A 15,456-nucleotide genomic window follows, 5' to 3' on the forward strand; every position below is an offset into this window, starting at 1 on the left:
CCTCCTTAATGATCATGTGGGGTAGATAAAGGTGCTTCATGAACTGCTGCCGAATGCAATTTATGTTTGCTGTTCAATGTACGAATCAGGACATAAAAGGCTGGGGTCAGGAACAAACCAAACAGCGTTACACCGATCATGCCGAAGAACACCGCAATACCCATGGCATGACGCATTTCAGACCCAGCACCAGTTGAGGTAACAAGTGGGACTACACCCATAATGAATGCAATAGAAGTCATTAAAATTGGACGTAAACGTAGACGACTGGCTTCAACAGCCGCTTTAAAGGCAGTTGCACCTTGCATTTCGAGTTCCCGTGCAAATTCGACAATTAATATGGCATTTTTACAGGCCAGCCCGACCAGCACCATCAGACCAATTTGGGTAAAGATGTTATTATCTCCACCTGTCAGCCACACACCCGTCAGAGCTGCCAAGATTCCCATTGGTACAATTAGAATTACAGCTAAAGGCAAGGTTAGACTTTCATATTGAGCAGCCAGTACCAAGAACACGAGTAATACACTAATTGGGAATACCCAAAGCCCTGCATTACCAGCCAAGATTTTTTGGTAGGTTAAATCTGTCCATTCAAACTTGATACCACGTGGTAGAGTTTGAGCAGCAATACGTTCAACCGCAGCTTCTGCTTGGCTAGATGAATAACCCGGTGCAGGGCCACCATTAATGTCCGCTGAGGTATAGCCGTTATAACGAACGACCATTTCTGGACCATAAGTTTGAGTCACATTCACTAGTGAAGATAACGGAACCATTTGTCCGGCACTGTTACGGGTTTTAAGCTGCAAAATATCTTCAGGATTAGCACGGAAAGGGGCATCTGCCTGTGCTCGAACCTGATAAACACGTCCAAAGCGGTTAAAGTCGTTAACGTACTGAGAACCTAAATAAATCTGCATGGTGTTGAAAACATCAGTCACAGCAACACCTTGTTGTTTGGCTTTTACACGGTCCAGATCTACGTTCAGTTGAGGTACGTTAATTTGATAACTTGAGAACATTGGACCCAGTTCAGGGGCTGATTGTGCTGCTTTCATAAAGTTTTGTGCAGCATCATTCAATGCTGAATAGCCTAAGGCACCTCGGTCTTCGAGTTGGAGTTTAAAGCCGCCCATGGTGCCTAAGCCCATCACTGGTGGGGGTGGGAAAACCGCAATATAGGCATCTTGAATGGCTGAATATTTCTGGTTGAGCGCACCAGCAATTGCATTTGCAGATAAGTCTTTAGCCTTACGTTCATCGAATGGCTTTAAGGTCACAAAGACAATACCGGCACTTGAGCTGTTGGTAAAACCATTAATTGATAGGCCAGGGAAGGCAACTGCACTTTCTACACCAGGCTGTTTAAGAGCAGTGTCACTCATTTTACGAATGACAGCTTCGGTACGATCTAAAGACGCGCCATTTGGTAATTGAGCAAAGCTAATCAAATATTGTTTGTCTTGAGCGGGAACAAAGCCACCCGGAACAATATAAGAAATACCAACAGTTAAACCTAAAAGTACAGCATATACACCCATTGCCGATGCTTTATGGGAGATAACACGACTTACGCCTTTACCATAGTTGTCTGACGCACGTGTAAACACACGGTTAAACAGCGTAAAGAAACGTCCAAATACACGGTTCATAAGGCGTGTTAATGCATCAGGTTTAGCGTCATGTCCTTTCAGTAGCATGGCTGCTAAAGCAGGAGATAGAGTAAGGGAGTTAAATGCTGAAATAACAGTTGAAATGGCAATAGTCATGGCAAATTGTTTATAAAATTGCCCTGTTAAGCCTGTCATAAAGGCAAGTGGAACGAACACGGCAACCAGCGTTAAAGCAATGGCAATAATCGGCCCACTCACTTCTCTCATTGCGCGATAAGTTGCATCTCTTGGGCTTAAGCCTGCTTCAATATTCCTCTCGACATTTTCGACGACGACAATCGCGTCATCGACCACAATCCCGATGGCAAGTACCATCCCGAATAGTGATAGCGCATTGATTGAGTAACCAAAAGCGAGCATGAGTGCGAACGTACCAATAATTGAAACCGGTACGGCAAGCAATGGAATAATGGAAGCTCGCCATGTTTGCAAGAATAAAATTACAACAACAACAACCAGTGCAATTGCTTCAAGTAAGGTATGAACGACCGCTTTAATACTGGCACGTACGAACTGAGTCGGGTCGTACACAATGTCGTATTTAATTGAAGATGGGAAATCTTTTGAAAGCTCCTTCATCGTGTCGCGCACTTGATCGGAAACTTGCAATGCATTGGCACCAGGTGCTTGGAAAATTGGAATCGCGACTGCTTGTTTATTATCAAGCAATGAACGCAAACCATATTGTGAAGCTGCAAGTTCAACACGAGCAACATCACCTAAGCGAGTGACCGCGCCATCTGGTGCAGTTTTTAAAATGATATCTGCAAATTCTTGCTCAGTCGTTAAACGACCTTGAGCGTTCACCGAAAGTTGTACAGGAGAATTAGTTGGCGATGCGCCAATGGTACCTGCTGCAACTTGAATGTTTTGTTCGCGGATTGCACTCACAATTTCAGTTGCTGTGAGATTACGTTGCGCTACCTTTTGTGGGTCGAGCCACACACGCATCGCATAGTCACCTGAACCAAATAAACCGACTTCACCAACACCTTGTAAGCGCGCCAAACGGTCTTTTACGTTGAGCACCGCGTAGTTACGCAAGTAGGTCATGTCATAGCGATTATCTGGCGAAGTCAGATGCACAACCATGGTTAAAGTAGGTGAGCTTTTTAAAGTGGTGACACCTAAACGCTGTACGTCTTCAGGTAAGCGAGGCATGGCCTGAGATACACGGTTCTGAACCAATTGCTGAGCTTTATCTGGGTCAATACCGAGCTTAAAGTTCACTGTAATGGTTAAGTTACCGTCACTGTTTGCCTGAGATTGCATATACAGCATGTCTTCAACGCCATTGATGGATTCTTCAAGCGGAGAAGCAACAGTTTCAGCAATCACTTTTGGATTTGCCCCCGGATATTGAGCACGTACCACCACAGATGGTGGAACAACTTCCGGATATTCTGAAATCGGTAATTTAAATACCGAAAGCAGACCAGCGAGTAAAATCAATACTGATAACACACCAGCAAAGATCGGCCGATCAATAAAGAATTTAGAAATATTCATATGAGATTAACCTTTTGCCGGAGTTGATGTTTTTTCTATTGGCTGAGGTTGAGGAGTGGTGCTGCTCGCAGTGATTTGTGCATTTGGCATTGGAACAAGATGCGGGGTAACAGGGTCACCCGGACGAATCCGCTGTAAACCATTTACCACAATACGGTCACCCGCTTGTAATCCGCTATTTACGATTTGCAAGCCATCTTGTTGTGTGCCAAGTTTTACTTCACGGTAAGCGGTCTGATTTTTAGCGTCGACTACCACAACAAAACGTTTATCTTGATCGACGCCGACCGCGGTTGGACTAATCAAAATTGCTGAACGAGGTTGACCACCACCTAAACGAATTCGAGCATATAAACCCGGTAATAAAACTCCGTTTGGATTGTCGAAAGTCGCGCGAACGCGAATCGTACCTGAGGTCGTATCTAGATTATTGTCGATTGAGTTGATGACTCCTTCACGAGAAAACCCAGTTTCATTGGCAAGCCCCATATAGACAGGAACTTGTGCAGAATTACGCTGATTACTGATGTATTTGAGGTAAGTTTGTTCATCAACATCGAAAGATGCATAAAGGCGAGATACAGAGACTAAACTTGTTAAAACCTGTGCTCCATTACCAGCAGAGACCACGTTGCCCACAGTCACTTCGGCACGAGAAATTCGACCACTGACTGGTGCAGTAATGCGCGTGTACTCAAGATTCAAACGTGCAGATTGAACGGCTGCTCTAGCTGCTTGCAAGTTGGCATTGGCTGAGCGTGCATCATTTTCTGCTAAATCCAGCTCTTGGCGCGAGACAGCATTACTTTGAATTAATCGTTGAATACGAGAAAGATTTGAACCCGTATAAGTCACTTGTGCTTCAGCGGAAGCAAGTTGTGCTTGAGCACGATTGAGTTCTGCTTCGAAAGGACGTGGGTCAATGGTAAAAAGTAACTCGCCTTTTCTAACCAGACTGCCATCTTTGAAATGTACGGCGATGAGTTTACCTGAAACCTGAGGCCGAATATCGACTTGATCAATGGCTTCTAAGCGACCGGAATATTCTTGCCAATCGGTAATGGTTTTGCTAATGACATTAGAAATATCAACAGTAGCAGCTTGTTGGGCTGTTGTCGGTGCAGCTTTTGCATCGGCATTTTCATGTAAAAATATAAAACTGCCTCCTGTTGCTAAAATGGCAACAAAGATGGCAGACAGTGCGAACTGTTTGCGTGAAAATGACATGAGGTGCTCCTAATCATCTGGATACCTGTTTTCAGACTTTTAATTATGGTCCGTATGGGAGAAACAGGGTTTATGGGATGGACGGAGCATAAAAGTTTGTCAATCACGAATAAATATATTAAATTTGATAACACTATTCGTATTTTTATAACAATTGATGTGTTTGAATGAAAAATGCATGAATTGATAGGAGTGTGCGTGTGGATCTATTTCATGCGATGAGAGTATTTAATAAAGTTGTCGAAACAAATAGTTTCAGTTTAGCGGCTGACAGTTTAGGCCTACCGCGTGCTTCTGTGACTACAACCATTCAGGGTTTAGAAAAACATTTACAAGTTCGCTTATTGAACCGAACCACTCGTAAACTCAGTTTGACACCAGATGGGGCGGTTTATTATGAACGTTCTTCGCGAATTTTAGCCGATGTCGAAGACGTAGAATCAAATTTTCATGATTCGGAACGTGGACCGAGAGGCCGACTGCGTATTGATGTTAAAGCTTCGATTGGACGCATGATCTTAATTCCAATGCTCTGTGACTTCCATACACGTTATCCAGATATTGATTTGGTGATTGGAATGAGTGATCGTCCGGTCGATTTGGTACAAGATGCGGTGGACTGTGTCATTCGTATTGGTCAGTTGAAAGATTCAAGTTTGGTTGCACGTCGTATTGGAACAATTCAGTGTGTGACGGTTGCTGCACCGCGTTACTTGGCGGAACATGGCGAACCCAAAATTATTGATGACTTAAAAAAACATCAGGTTGTGCATTACTTTAACAGTCGTACCGGACGCAATATTGACTGGGATTTTATGGTAGATGGTGAAATTCATAGCGTTGGTGTGAAAGGTCGCGTTTCTGTCAACGATGGCGACTCATATGTTGATTTGGCTGTACAGGGGTTTGGCTTAATTCAATGTCCATATTATATGGTAGCTAAACATCTGGAAGATGGCACACTCAAGGAAGTACTCACTGAATGGTTGCCAGCACCTATGCCAATATCAGTCGTATATCTGCAAAATCGTCATTTATCGCCTAAAGTTCGCGTGTTTGTTGATTGGGTCGCTGAATTATTTGCAGGTTGTCCATTGTTGAGTGGTTGCTCAATGTTATGGGATCAGAAATGTGAATTTGCCAGTGCCAAAGAACATAACCATGAATATACGATTCGGACATTGGTCGAAAATGAAAATATGGCAGAGGCTTATACACTCAAAAATTAGCTTCATATTTTGAGTGATTTTTCAACATTTAATCAGTTAATACAATCCACTGTTTAGTCATCTTCATAAATCCTTAATTTACTGGTATAGAAATTGCAATTATTTCGGCAGAAGAGTAATTTAGAAATACTCAAATTTTTATCACCTTATTTGGATTTTAAGGAGAAGCTTCAAGATGGCAAGCTTTATGAAAAAAATGTTCGTTTCAACAACCTTAGTTTTGGCTGCTGTTGCAACGAATGTACAAGCAAAGGATTGGAAGGTGATTCGTTTTGGGACTGAGTCCTCTTATGCGCCGTTTGAATATAAAACACCAGATGGCAAGTTAACTGGTTTTGACGTTGATTTGGGTAATGCCATTTGTGCAAAACTCAAAGCCAAATGTGTTTGGGTTGAAAACTCTTTTGATGGGATGATTCCAGCACTTAAAGCGAAAAAATTTGACGGTATTCTTTCATCAATGACGGTGACTGATGAACGTGCGAAACAAATTTTATTTAGTAGCAAAATCTACAATACGCCAACACGTATGGTTGCAAAAAAAGGCTCACCGTTATTACCAACAGCTGCATCATTGAAAGGTAAGCGTGTAGGGGTACAACAGGGCACAATTCAAGAAACTTACGCTAAAGCTTATTGGGCACCAAAAGGTGTGAGCATTGTTCCTTATCCAACTCAAGACTTGATTTACCAAGACATGATGTCTGGTCGCTTGGATGCAACTTTACAAGATGCAATCATGGTTGATGGTGCTTTCTTAAAACAACCAAAAGGCAAGAACTTTACTTTTGTCGGTAGCAATGTGGTTGATGCAAAAACACTGGGTGTAGGCGCAGCGATTGGTTTACGCAAAGAAGATGCAGATTTGAAAGCGAATATTGATAAAGCTCTTGCAGCAATCATTGCGGATGGCACATACAAGAAACTCGAGAAAAAATATTTCTCCTTTAACATTTACTAATGATGTGAAAAATGTCGGCTGAGTGCCGACATTTTTAGATCTATTCTCATCTCATCAATATTAGATATTGTTTTTAAGGAGAAGATGAGTCATGTTTTTATCTGGCTATGGGCCACTCCTTCTCAGCGGAACATGGATGACCATACAGCTTGCGCTGTTGTCACTTTTGCTTTCTGTCATTATTGGCTTAATTGGTGCGAGTTCAAAACACTCTAATATTAAAGCTTTACGTTATATTGCGACTGCTTATACCACGCTCATTCGTAGTGTGCCTGATTTGGTGATTATGCTGCTGTTATTTTATAGTTTGCAGTTAGGCTTAAACCAAATCACTGAAGCATTACAAATGGACCAGATTGATATCAACCCATTCGTGGCTGGTGTTATTACTTTAGCGTTCATTTATGGTGCATATTTTACAGAGACCTTTCGTGGTGCATTTCAATCGGTTCCAACGGGTCAAATTGAAGCAGCAATGGCCTATGGTATGACCCCTTGGCAGGTTTTTCGACGTGTTTTATTCCCTCAAATGATGCGTTTTGCACTGCCGGGTATTGGTAATAATTGGCAAGTTTTGATTAAGGCAACCGCACTTGTTTCCATTATTGGCCTGACTGATATTGTAAAAATTACGCAAGATGCGGGTAGAAGTACCATGCAATTGTTCTTTTTCAGCATCGTGGCTGCTGCGATTTATTTGGCAATTACCACCGTGTCGAACCTCATTTTAATGTGGCTTGAACGTCGTTATTCTGCTGGTGTGAGGAAGGGACAATTATGATTGAAATCCTTCAACAATATTGGCAGGCATACCTTTGGACCGATGGCCTACAAATGACTGGTGTCGCAATGACTGCTTGGTTATTGGTACTTTCTATTGGTATTGGCTTTGTGCTTGCTGTGCCTTTATCACTTGCACGAGTATCAGAAAATCTTTGGTTGCGTGGTCCAGTTTGGTTGTTTACCTACGTTTTTCGTGGCACGCCCCTATACATCCAATTGTTGATTATTTACTCAGGTATTTACAGCTTTGATTACATCCATGAACATCAAACACTCGATGCATTTTTTCGAGAGGGCATAAATTGCACCATTTTGGCGTTCGCGCTCAATACTGGTGCATATACGATTGAAATCTTCGCTGGAGCGATTCGCTCTATTCCACATGGCGAGATTGAAGCTGCCCAAGCTTTTGGAATGTCAAAATGGAAACTCTACACACGTATTATCATTCCGTCGATGTTACGTCGTGCTTTGCCATTTTACGGTAACGAAGTCATTTTGATGTTGCACGCGACAACCATTGCATTTACAGCCACTGTTCCAGATATTTTGAAAATTGCGCGTGATGTAAATGCGGCAACCTATGACACCTTCAATGCTTTTGGAATTGCCGCGGTGTTATATGCGATGTTGGCATTCATTTTGATTTGGATATTTCGAAAGTTGGAAAAACGTTGGTTGGCATTTTTAAAGCCATCGAATCATTAGGAGACATAAATGGAACACGTTGCAAAACTAGTGATTCGTGATTTACACAAAACATTTGGTGATCATGAAGTACTGAAAGGAATATCACTTGATGCAAATGCTGGCGATGTAATTAGTATTATTGGTTCATCCGGTTCAGGTAAAAGCACCTTGCTGCGTTGTATCAACTTTTTAGAACAACCGAGCAATGGCACCATTAAACTCAATGGTGAAAAATTACGCACAGTCTTTGATAAAAAAGGCAATTTAAAAGTGGTTGATCCAAAGCAACTACAAAAAATGCGTACTCAACTGATGATGGTGTTTCAGCACTTTAATTTATGGTCACACATGACAGTGCTTGAAAATGTCATTGAAGGGCCAATTCATGTGCTTGGTGTGAAGCGTGCTGAAGCCGAAGAGCGTGCGCGGAAATATCTACGCAAAGTTGGATTGCCTGAAAGCGTTGAGAATAAATATCCAGCATTTTTATCTGGTGGCCAGCAGCAACGTGTAGCGATTGCTCGTGCTTTGGCAATGGAACCGGAAGTGATGCTATTTGATGAGCCAACCAGTGCACTTGATCCGGAGCTGGTGGGTGAAGTACTCAAGGTTATGCAGAGTTTAGCTGAAGAAGGCCGTACCATGATTGTGGTGACACATGAAATGGGCTTTGCACGTCATGTGTCTAATCAAGTGATTTTCTTGCATCAAGGGAAAATTGAGGAGCAGGGCCATCCTGATGAAGTACTCAACAATCCGAAAAGTGAGCGTTTAAAACAATTTTTGACGGGCAGTTTGAAATAAGCTGCTCATACCGAGTAAGGTGAAATTTTTTAAAAAAGGATTTGCATCTTACTCGGTTACTTTTTTAATTATATTTTATAGATGAGTATTTTTAGAAAACACATTAATGATTACGATACCTGCAATCATTAAAGTAAGACCAATACAGGCCGCCAAGTCTAAATGCTGTTTGTAAAATATCCAGCCAATTGCAGAAATTAAAATAATACCCGCGCCCGACCAAATGGCGTATGCAATTCCGATTGGAATCGTTTTTAATGTCAGGGACAGTAAATAAAAAGCAATTGCATAGCCCACAACTGTAATGATGGATGGAATGGGAACAGTAAAACCTTGAGATGCTTTTAAAGCTGAAGTTGCAATGACTTCACAAGCAATCGCAATTGCTAAATAAAGATAAGACATGGGGAGCTGCGCCAGAATGAGTTTTAATCAATCTACATGAAATGTTGAAATGGTTTGGCAGTTTTAACGATTGTTTAATTTTTTTGGTACAAAATGTCCATTAAATCAAACTGAACTGATAAATTGATTTTATCACTAGCAAAGTGGTCTCAGCTATTTATTCATTTATTTAATCATTGAGCTGCATAGTCATTTAAGAGGAACAGCAACTTTAGTCTGATCCTCCATAGACTTTTTAAAAAGCTAAATTAGCTGAGTAAATTTAGGCCCTTAAATTTCTCTAGCAGTTGCTCTTTATTTTCAACATGCGCAGGGTCTGGTTTTATGCAATCGATTGGACAGACTGCCTTACACGTTGGCGCATCGTAAAAGCCTACACACTCGGTACAACGAAGTGGATCAATTTCATAAACTTTGCTCCCTTCAAAAATAGCAGTATTGGGGCATTCAGGTAAGCACATATCACAGTTAATGCAGTCACTTGTAATCAAAAGTGCCATGTTTAACTCGCTGAATAAGCTAAAGTTGATGCGGTAATATTTTCCTTAGCATGCGGCAAATTACGTACGAGTAGGGCATAACTAATGTCAACATCTTGTGAGAGTGGAATGTCAACAAAATGCCCTGAACCTTTAGCATCTGTAATTGGGTTACCTTTTAAATCACGCATCTCAGTTAAGGTAAAGGTGATGTTGCCTTGAGGTGTCATGAGTTCAAGAGAATCGCCAACTACAAAACGGTTTTTAACTTCAATGCGAATATAATCGCCATGACGTTCTAAAACCTCGCCGCAAAATTGTTGATAGTCAAAATGTGATGAACCATCAGCATAGTTTTGATATTCGCTATGCACATGCCGTCTTAAAAAACCTTCGGTATAACCACGGTTTGCTAAACCCTCGAGTTGAGACATTAAGCTTGAGTCAAATGGTTTACCTGCTAATGCATCATCAATTGCTTTTCGATAAATTTGAGCAGTACGGGCACAATAAAAATAGGATTTAGTACGGCCTTCAATTTTCAGTGAGGCAATGCCCATTTGGGTTAAACGATCTACATGTTGTACAGCACGTAAATCTTTGGAGTTCATAAAATAGGTGCCGTGTTCATCTTCTTCGGCAGCAAACATTTCTTCATCATTGCGTTGTACAAGCAAAGTTTGAGCTGAAGTTGTCTCTGATTGTGCTGATGAGCAGCAAGATTTTTCAGGTTTATTGAGCTGAGTGACTGGAATAACATCGCCGTTTGCATCTTCTTGGGCCTCATGTAATTTATAGTCCCAACGGCAGGCATTGGTACAAGCGCCTTGGTTGGCATCACGTTTATTCATATATCCTGAAAGTAGGCAACGGCCTGAATAGGCCATGCATAGTGCGCCATGTACAAAAACTTCGAGTTCAATATCTGGCACGTGTTGCTGGATTTCTTCTATTTCTTCTAATGACAACTCACGAGATAAAATCACACGGCTTAAACCGTAATTTTTCCAAAATTTAACAGTGGCCCAGTTAATGGCGTTGGCTTGAACAGATAGATGAATTTGTACTTCTGGGAAATGCTCACGCACCATCATAATTAAGCCTGGGTCAGACATAATGAGCGCATCTGGCTGCATAGCCACAATCGGTTCAAGATCACGAATAAAGTTTTTTAATTTACTGTTATGTGGTTGGATATTCACCACAACATAAAACTTTTTACCTAAAGCATGCGCTTCATCAATCCCAATTTTTAAGTTGTCATGATCAAAAGCATTATTACGCACACGTAAACTGTAACGTGGTTGGCCTGCATATACGGCATCTGCGCCGTAAGCAAATGCATAGCGCATGTTTTTAAGTGAACCAGCGGGAGAGAGGAGTTCGGTTTTCATAAAATAAAAGGCATAAAAAATATATGGTTTTATTTTATTAACTCTGCATTTTTGATTCAACCTACTGAATTAGTAGGGATTTGACCTATATCTTTTTGTATGGGCAGCATATTTTTTGCTAACTCTCCTAAGCGCATCAAAGCATTTAACATTTTAGGATTTAGCTCGAAACACGCAGCTATACGTAAACAATGACTAAAACGTTTATCAGCCGAACATAGAATTCCCGGCATACATAAAATTTTTTCGTCCATTGCTTGGTGAAAAAGTTCTAATGTATCTATCGATTCAGGCAGCTCTAACCATAAAATAAATCCCGCTTGCGGACGACTGACTCGAGTACCGAGTGGAAAATAACGACATATATAAGATTTGATGGTGTCAATTTGTTGTTGATAGCGTTTTTTAAGATGCCTTAAGTGTAGGTCATAACCGCCATTTTCTAAGAAAAGTCCTAAAGTTTCTGTAAGTAAAGCTGGCTCGGCAACTGTCGTTGTTAATTTAATTTGCTGCACAATATTACGAAAGCGCCCAGCTTCTAGCCAACCAATTCGATAGTCGGGTGCCACAGTCTTGGTATAGCTACCACATACGAGTACCCATCCGTTCTGGTCAAACGCCTTAATGTTGGGTAAGAGTGGTTCAGTGAGTTGTAATTCGGCATACATCGCATCTTCAATGACGGGAATTTGAAACTGATTAGCTAACTCTGCCAAGCGACGACGGTTACTTTCAAGCATGCTAAAACCGAGAGGATTGTGTCCTGTTGGAATGGTTAAAATGGCTTGTACACTTTTAGATTTTAACAGTTCTTCAAGAGCATCTAGGCACATACCTGTATGCGGCGAGGTCGGCACTTCTACAATTTTTCGGCCTAAATTATGAAGGAGTGGGTATAGGTTATGAAAAGTAGGGATCTCAAGTGCAATGCTGTCACCCGCTTGAGTGGTTGTCATAATCGCGAGACTTAAAGCCTCCATCGTGCCATGAGTGAGTACAATATCATCTGCTGAAAGAAACATACCAAGTTGTAAACTTCGCCTCGCAATTTGAGTGCGTAAACGTATAGAGCCGGGCGGTAAAGTATAGTTTTTAAAAATGTCTGGCTGTGTTCGTAAAACTTGAGCAGTTAAGCGTTTTAAGCGTTCAATTGGATAGAAGTTTTCTCCTGTAGGGCAAGCTAAGGCCAAATTAACATAGTCGGGATCCATCTGCTTTTTAACAATTTGTGCGAGAAAACAGCTAATTCCTGAAAGAGATACTTTTTCTTCACTGACATAACGTTCTTCGAGTTCTAGTAAGTTTGAAGGTGCATGGCAAACATAGTAACCAGACTGTGGACGAACTGAAATTAAACCTTGGTCTTCAAGCTGACGATAAGCTTCTTTTACGGTGTTAATGCTGACCTGATAATGATTTGCGCAGTCGCGAATTGATGGTAAGCGTGAACCAATAGGCTGCCTGCCATTCTGAATTTGAAGGGTTAGGTCATCACTCACTTTTTTATATTTGTACATGTCAATTCATTAAAAAGCCAAAGCAATGGACACACTTTATAGTGATCTTTTATTTAACTCAAATATTGTGATTGCTTTGATTAGTTCATTTAACACAAATCTAAACTTAAAAACTGTGTCTATTATTTTTCATATTAACTGATACTGTGACCATTAAAAATAAATCAGTAAGATCAAAAAATGGTAAGGACTTAAAAACCATATTTTTTAATTTTAAAAATCAGTAGGAGTGGTCTATGTCTGTTGTTGCATTTAAACAAGTTGATGTTTTTACTTCACAAGCATTTAAAGGGAATCCTGTCGCAGTCATTATGGATGCCAGTACTTTAACGTCTGAACAGATGCAGGAAATTGCGAACTGGACCAATCTTTCTGAAACGACATTTGTGCTCCCTGCGACCGATTCGCAAGCGGATTATCAGGTTCGAATTTTTACTCCGCAAAGTGAGTTGCCATTTGCAGGACATCCTACAATTGGTACTGCCTATGCTTTGCTTGAAGCAGGCCTCGTGACAGCTCAAAAAGGTAAGCTGGTACAGCAATGTGCTGCGGGTTTGGTAACTCTTACCGTGAGTGACTCAGGGCATATTTCATTTGAACTCCCTAAGCCTAAAATTACTCCACTTGACGCAATGCATACTGAGAAATTAGCAGAAATTTTAAAATGTGAAATTAATACTCAATGGAACGCTGCATTGGTAGATGTAGGGGCGCGCTGGATTGTATTACAAGCTGTTAATGCTGAGGCTGTTCTAGATAGCCAACCAGACTTTGCCGCTTTAAAAGAACATGATTTAGAAATGAAAGTTACCGGTGCGACAGTTTTTGGTTTTCATGAAAATAATGATGAACAAAAACACATAGAAGTTCGTTCATTTGCACCTTCATGTGGTGTAAACGAAGATCCGGTTTGTGGTAGTGGCAATGGTAGCGTAGCTTCATTTATTCGTTACTATGGAATTCTGTCTGCACAAAATGATGTCGTACTTTCTTCACAAGGTAGGGCAGTAGGTCGAGACGGACAGCTTCAACTTGAATTATATCAAGATAAAATTTTAGTAGGCGGAACTGCTGTTACCTGTATCGATGGCACAATTAAGTTGTAAAACAGAAATAAAAAACCGAGGACTGTGCCTCGGTTTTTTTATGTCTAGAAAAAATTATTTTTCTACAAACGCACGTTCAATGACGTAGTCGCCCATTTCACCCATACGAGGTGATTCAACTAAACCGTGTTGGTCAAGTAATGCAGCCACGTCTTTTAAGAATGCAGGGCTACCGCAAAGCATTGCACGGTCAGTTTCACGGTTGAAGCGTGGTAAACCGATTTTTTCAAATAAAGCGCCAGTTTCAATTGCAGTTGTTACACGGCCTTGAGTGTGGAAAGGTTCACGAGTAACAGTAGGGTAGTAAACAAGCTTGTCTTTAATACCTAACTCTTCAAAGAACTCATGGTTTGGTAATTCGTTCAAGATAAGGTCTTGATAAGCTAATTCAGAAATATAGCGTGTACCATGAACAACGATTACTTTTTCAAAGCGTTCGTAAGTTTCTGGGTCACGAATAATTGATAAGAATGGTGCAAGCCCAGTACCAGAAGATAAAAGGTACAAGTTTTTACCCGGTAAAAGGTCATCATGAACTAAAGTGCCTGTCGGTTTTTTAGAAATTAAAATTTCATCGCCAACTTGTACTTTTTGCAAAATCGAAGTTAAAGGGCCATCTTGTACTTTAATTGAGAAAAATTCTAACTCTTCTTCGTAGTTTGCACTTGCAATCGAATACGCACGCATTAACGGTTTACCATTCACTTCTAGTCCGATCATTACGAACTGACCATTTTTAAAACGTAAGCTGGTGTCGCGTGTAGTTTTAAAACTGAAAAGGGTGTCATTCCAGTGATGAACATGAGTAATGCGTTCGACGTTAAAAGCAGCCATTAAAGGTCTCGATCACGATTAAAAGAAAACAGATTGCTATTCTAATCTAATTTCATTCCCGATAAACTGAATATATTTAATTGTGTTTATAAGAAAAAGTGATGATCAACTCTGTCACCTTCCCCATAATTGGCCACATGTGTTCCCCATATCGTGAAAAATTTGGCATTCCACGCCAGCCTAATTTGGTAAATATTGAGTCTTATATCGAAATTGCAGAACCTTATAATGACTTATTGGCATTTGAGGGAATTGAGCAGTTCAGTCATCTCTGGCTAGTTTGGCAGTTTCATGACAATAAAAATCAGGAGAGTGCAGATAAATTCCGTCCACAGGTTCGTCCACCACGATTAGGCGGTAATGAAAAAATTGGGGTGTTTGCTACACGTAGCATGTATCGACCATCTCCAATCGGGCTTTCAGTTGTAAAATTGAATAAAGTGGAAAAAGTCGGGAAGTCTGTTCGGGTCTATATCACGGGAAGTGATTTATTAAATGGCACTCCAATTTTAGATATTAAACCTTATATTCAGTATTCTGATGCAATTATTGATGCAGAAAGTGGTTATGCACATGCAGAACCTGAACGGAAGTCGGTCGTTTGGTCAGAAGCTGCGTTAACAGCGCAAAAATATTTTCTGCAAAATAATGAAATGAATTCACAGTACATTGATGAGCTTGAACAAGTTTTATCTTTAGATCCTCGGCCTGCCTACCAAGAAGACGCTGAACGAATCTATAAAATGAAATTTTCAGACTTTGATATTCATTTTAAGGTCGATCAATTTGTAGTTACTGTCGTTGATGTGGTGAAGACTTCTTCGCTTGCGCAATAGGAATTT

Annotated in this window: 14 protein-coding genes; 7 read left to right on the top strand and 7 right to left on the bottom strand. The window is 40.7% G+C overall.

All coding sequences use genetic code 11. From position 1 onward, the window contains the following. Positions 1-5: 5 nt before the first annotated feature. Together adeG and adeF are read right to left on the bottom strand one after the other, a co-directional pair. Positions 6-3,185, bottom strand: a complete 3,180-nt coding sequence (gene adeG / locus F968_RS05750) for a multidrug efflux RND transporter permease subunit AdeG (protein WP_004791178.1) — start codon at positions 3,183-3,185, stop codon at positions 6-8. 6 nt (positions 3,186-3,191) lie between these two features. Continuing rightward, the gene (gene adeF, locus F968_RS05755) at positions 3,192-4,412 is read right to left on the bottom strand and encodes a multidrug efflux RND transporter periplasmic adaptor subunit AdeF (RefSeq protein ID WP_004791180.1); all 1,221 of its coding nucleotides are present in this window, start codon (positions 4,410-4,412) and stop codon (positions 3,192-3,194) included. Between the two features lie 200 nt (positions 4,413-4,612). Between adeF and F968_RS05760 the strand changes: the two genes are divergently transcribed. From F968_RS05760 to F968_RS05780, 5 genes are all read left to right on the top strand, one after another. Continuing rightward, positions 4,613-5,641, top strand: coding sequence for a LysR family transcriptional regulator (locus F968_RS05760; protein WP_004791182.1), 1,029 nt, complete (start codon positions 4,613-4,615; stop codon positions 5,639-5,641). 175 nt (positions 5,642-5,816) lie between these two features. After that, positions 5,817-6,602: an ABC transporter substrate-binding protein gene (locus F968_RS05765; RefSeq protein WP_004791183.1), complete on the top strand. Its 786-nt coding sequence runs from the start codon at positions 5,817-5,819 to the stop codon at positions 6,600-6,602. Between the two features lie 91 nt (positions 6,603-6,693). Then, entirely contained in the window at positions 6,694-7,383 is a 690-nt protein-coding gene (locus F968_RS05770) for an ABC transporter permease (RefSeq protein ID WP_004791186.1), read from the top strand. Beyond that, positions 7,380-8,093: an ABC transporter permease gene (locus tag F968_RS05775; RefSeq protein ID WP_004791187.1), complete on the top strand. Its 714-nt coding sequence runs from the start codon at positions 7,380-7,382 to the stop codon at positions 8,091-8,093. The genes F968_RS05770 and F968_RS05775 overlap by 4 nt, the downstream gene beginning before the upstream one ends. A gap of 9 nt (positions 8,094-8,102) precedes the next feature. Then, positions 8,103-8,879 (top strand): ABC transporter ATP-binding protein, encoded by a 777-nt coding sequence (locus F968_RS05780; protein WP_004791189.1) that lies wholly within the window; start codon positions 8,103-8,105, stop codon positions 8,877-8,879. A gap of 75 nt (positions 8,880-8,954) precedes the next feature. Here F968_RS05780 and abeS read toward each other — a convergent pair whose 3' ends face one another. From abeS to F968_RS05800, 4 genes are all read right to left on the bottom strand, one after another. Further along, entirely contained in the window at positions 8,955-9,284 is a 330-nt protein-coding gene (gene abeS / locus F968_RS05785; protein ID WP_004791191.1) for a multidrug efflux SMR transporter AbeS, read from the bottom strand. Between the two features lie 248 nt (positions 9,285-9,532). Continuing rightward, positions 9,533-9,784 carry a YfhL family 4Fe-4S dicluster ferredoxin gene (locus F968_RS05790; RefSeq protein ID WP_004791193.1) on the bottom strand — a complete coding sequence of 84 codons (252 nt, stop codon included), beginning with the start codon at positions 9,782-9,784 and terminating at the stop codon, positions 9,533-9,535. A gap of 2 nt (positions 9,785-9,786) precedes the next feature. Beyond that, the gene (gene yegQ, locus F968_RS05795; RefSeq protein WP_004791196.1) at positions 9,787-11,157 is read right to left on the bottom strand and encodes a prephenate-dependent tRNA uridine(34) hydroxylase TrhP; all 1,371 of its coding nucleotides are present in this window, start codon (positions 11,155-11,157) and stop codon (positions 9,787-9,789) included. Between the two features lie 56 nt (positions 11,158-11,213). Further along, entirely contained in the window at positions 11,214-12,680 is a 1,467-nt protein-coding gene (locus F968_RS05800) for an aminotransferase-like domain-containing protein (protein ID WP_081399484.1), read from the bottom strand. Positions 12,681-12,910: 230 nt separating this feature from the next. On the opposite strand from F968_RS05800, the gene F968_RS05805 reads away from it, so the two are divergent. Then, positions 12,911-13,780: a PhzF family phenazine biosynthesis protein gene (locus tag F968_RS05805; RefSeq protein WP_004791200.1), complete on the top strand. Its 870-nt coding sequence runs from the start codon at positions 12,911-12,913 to the stop codon at positions 13,778-13,780. Between the two features lie 54 nt (positions 13,781-13,834). Here the strand turns inward: F968_RS05805 and F968_RS05810 are convergent, their stop codons facing one another. After that, positions 13,835-14,614: a ferredoxin--NADP reductase gene (locus F968_RS05810; protein WP_004791202.1), complete on the bottom strand. Its 780-nt coding sequence runs from the start codon at positions 14,612-14,614 to the stop codon at positions 13,835-13,837. Between the two features lie 101 nt (positions 14,615-14,715). On the opposite strand from F968_RS05810, the gene tsaA reads away from it, so the two are divergent. Next, a complete protein-coding gene (tsaA, locus tag F968_RS05815; protein WP_081399485.1) occupies positions 14,716-15,450 on the top strand; it encodes a tRNA (N6-threonylcarbamoyladenosine(37)-N6)-methyltransferase TrmO in 735 nt (244 codons plus the stop codon). The last annotated feature ends 6 nt before the right edge of the window (positions 15,451-15,456 follow it).

Origin of the sequence: Acinetobacter sp. NIPH 817 (assembly GCF_000368405.1) — a bacterium.
GTDB lineage: Bacteria > Pseudomonadota > Gammaproteobacteria > Pseudomonadales > Moraxellaceae > Acinetobacter.

What these genes read in the sequence shown, in the direction of transcription:
- adeG (WP_004791178.1), bottom strand. Translation starts at nt 3,185, where the DNA reads ATGAATATTTCTAAATTCTTTATTGATCGGCCGATCTTTGCTGGTGTG.
- adeF (WP_004791180.1), bottom strand. Translation starts at nt 4,412, where the DNA reads ATGTCATTTTCACGCAAACAGTTCGCACTGTCTGCCATCTTTGTTGCC.
- F968_RS05765 (WP_004791183.1), top strand. Translation starts at nt 5,817, where the DNA reads ATGGCAAGCTTTATGAAAAAAATGTTCGTTTCAACAACCTTAGTTTTG.
- F968_RS05770 (WP_004791186.1), top strand. Translation starts at nt 6,694, where the DNA reads ATGTTTTTATCTGGCTATGGGCCACTCCTTCTCAGCGGAACATGGATG.
- F968_RS05775 (WP_004791187.1), top strand. Translation starts at nt 7,380, where the DNA reads ATGATTGAAATCCTTCAACAATATTGGCAGGCATACCTTTGGACCGAT.
- F968_RS05780 (WP_004791189.1), top strand. Translation starts at nt 8,103, where the DNA reads ATGGAACACGTTGCAAAACTAGTGATTCGTGATTTACACAAAACATTT.
- abeS (WP_004791191.1), bottom strand. Translation starts at nt 9,284, where the DNA reads ATGTCTTATCTTTATTTAGCAATTGCGATTGCTTGTGAAGTCATTGCA.
- F968_RS05790 (WP_004791193.1), bottom strand. Translation starts at nt 9,784, where the DNA reads ATGGCACTTTTGATTACAAGTGACTGCATTAACTGTGATATGTGCTTA.
- yegQ (WP_004791196.1), bottom strand. Translation starts at nt 11,157, where the DNA reads ATGAAAACCGAACTCCTCTCTCCCGCTGGTTCACTTAAAAACATGCGC.
- F968_RS05805 (WP_004791200.1), top strand. Translation starts at nt 12,911, where the DNA reads ATGTCTGTTGTTGCATTTAAACAAGTTGATGTTTTTACTTCACAAGCA.
- F968_RS05810 (WP_004791202.1), bottom strand. Translation starts at nt 14,614, where the DNA reads ATGGCTGCTTTTAACGTCGAACGCATTACTCATGTTCATCACTGGAAT.
- tsaA (WP_081399485.1), top strand. Translation starts at nt 14,716, where the DNA reads ATGATCAACTCTGTCACCTTCCCCATAATTGGCCACATGTGTTCCCCA.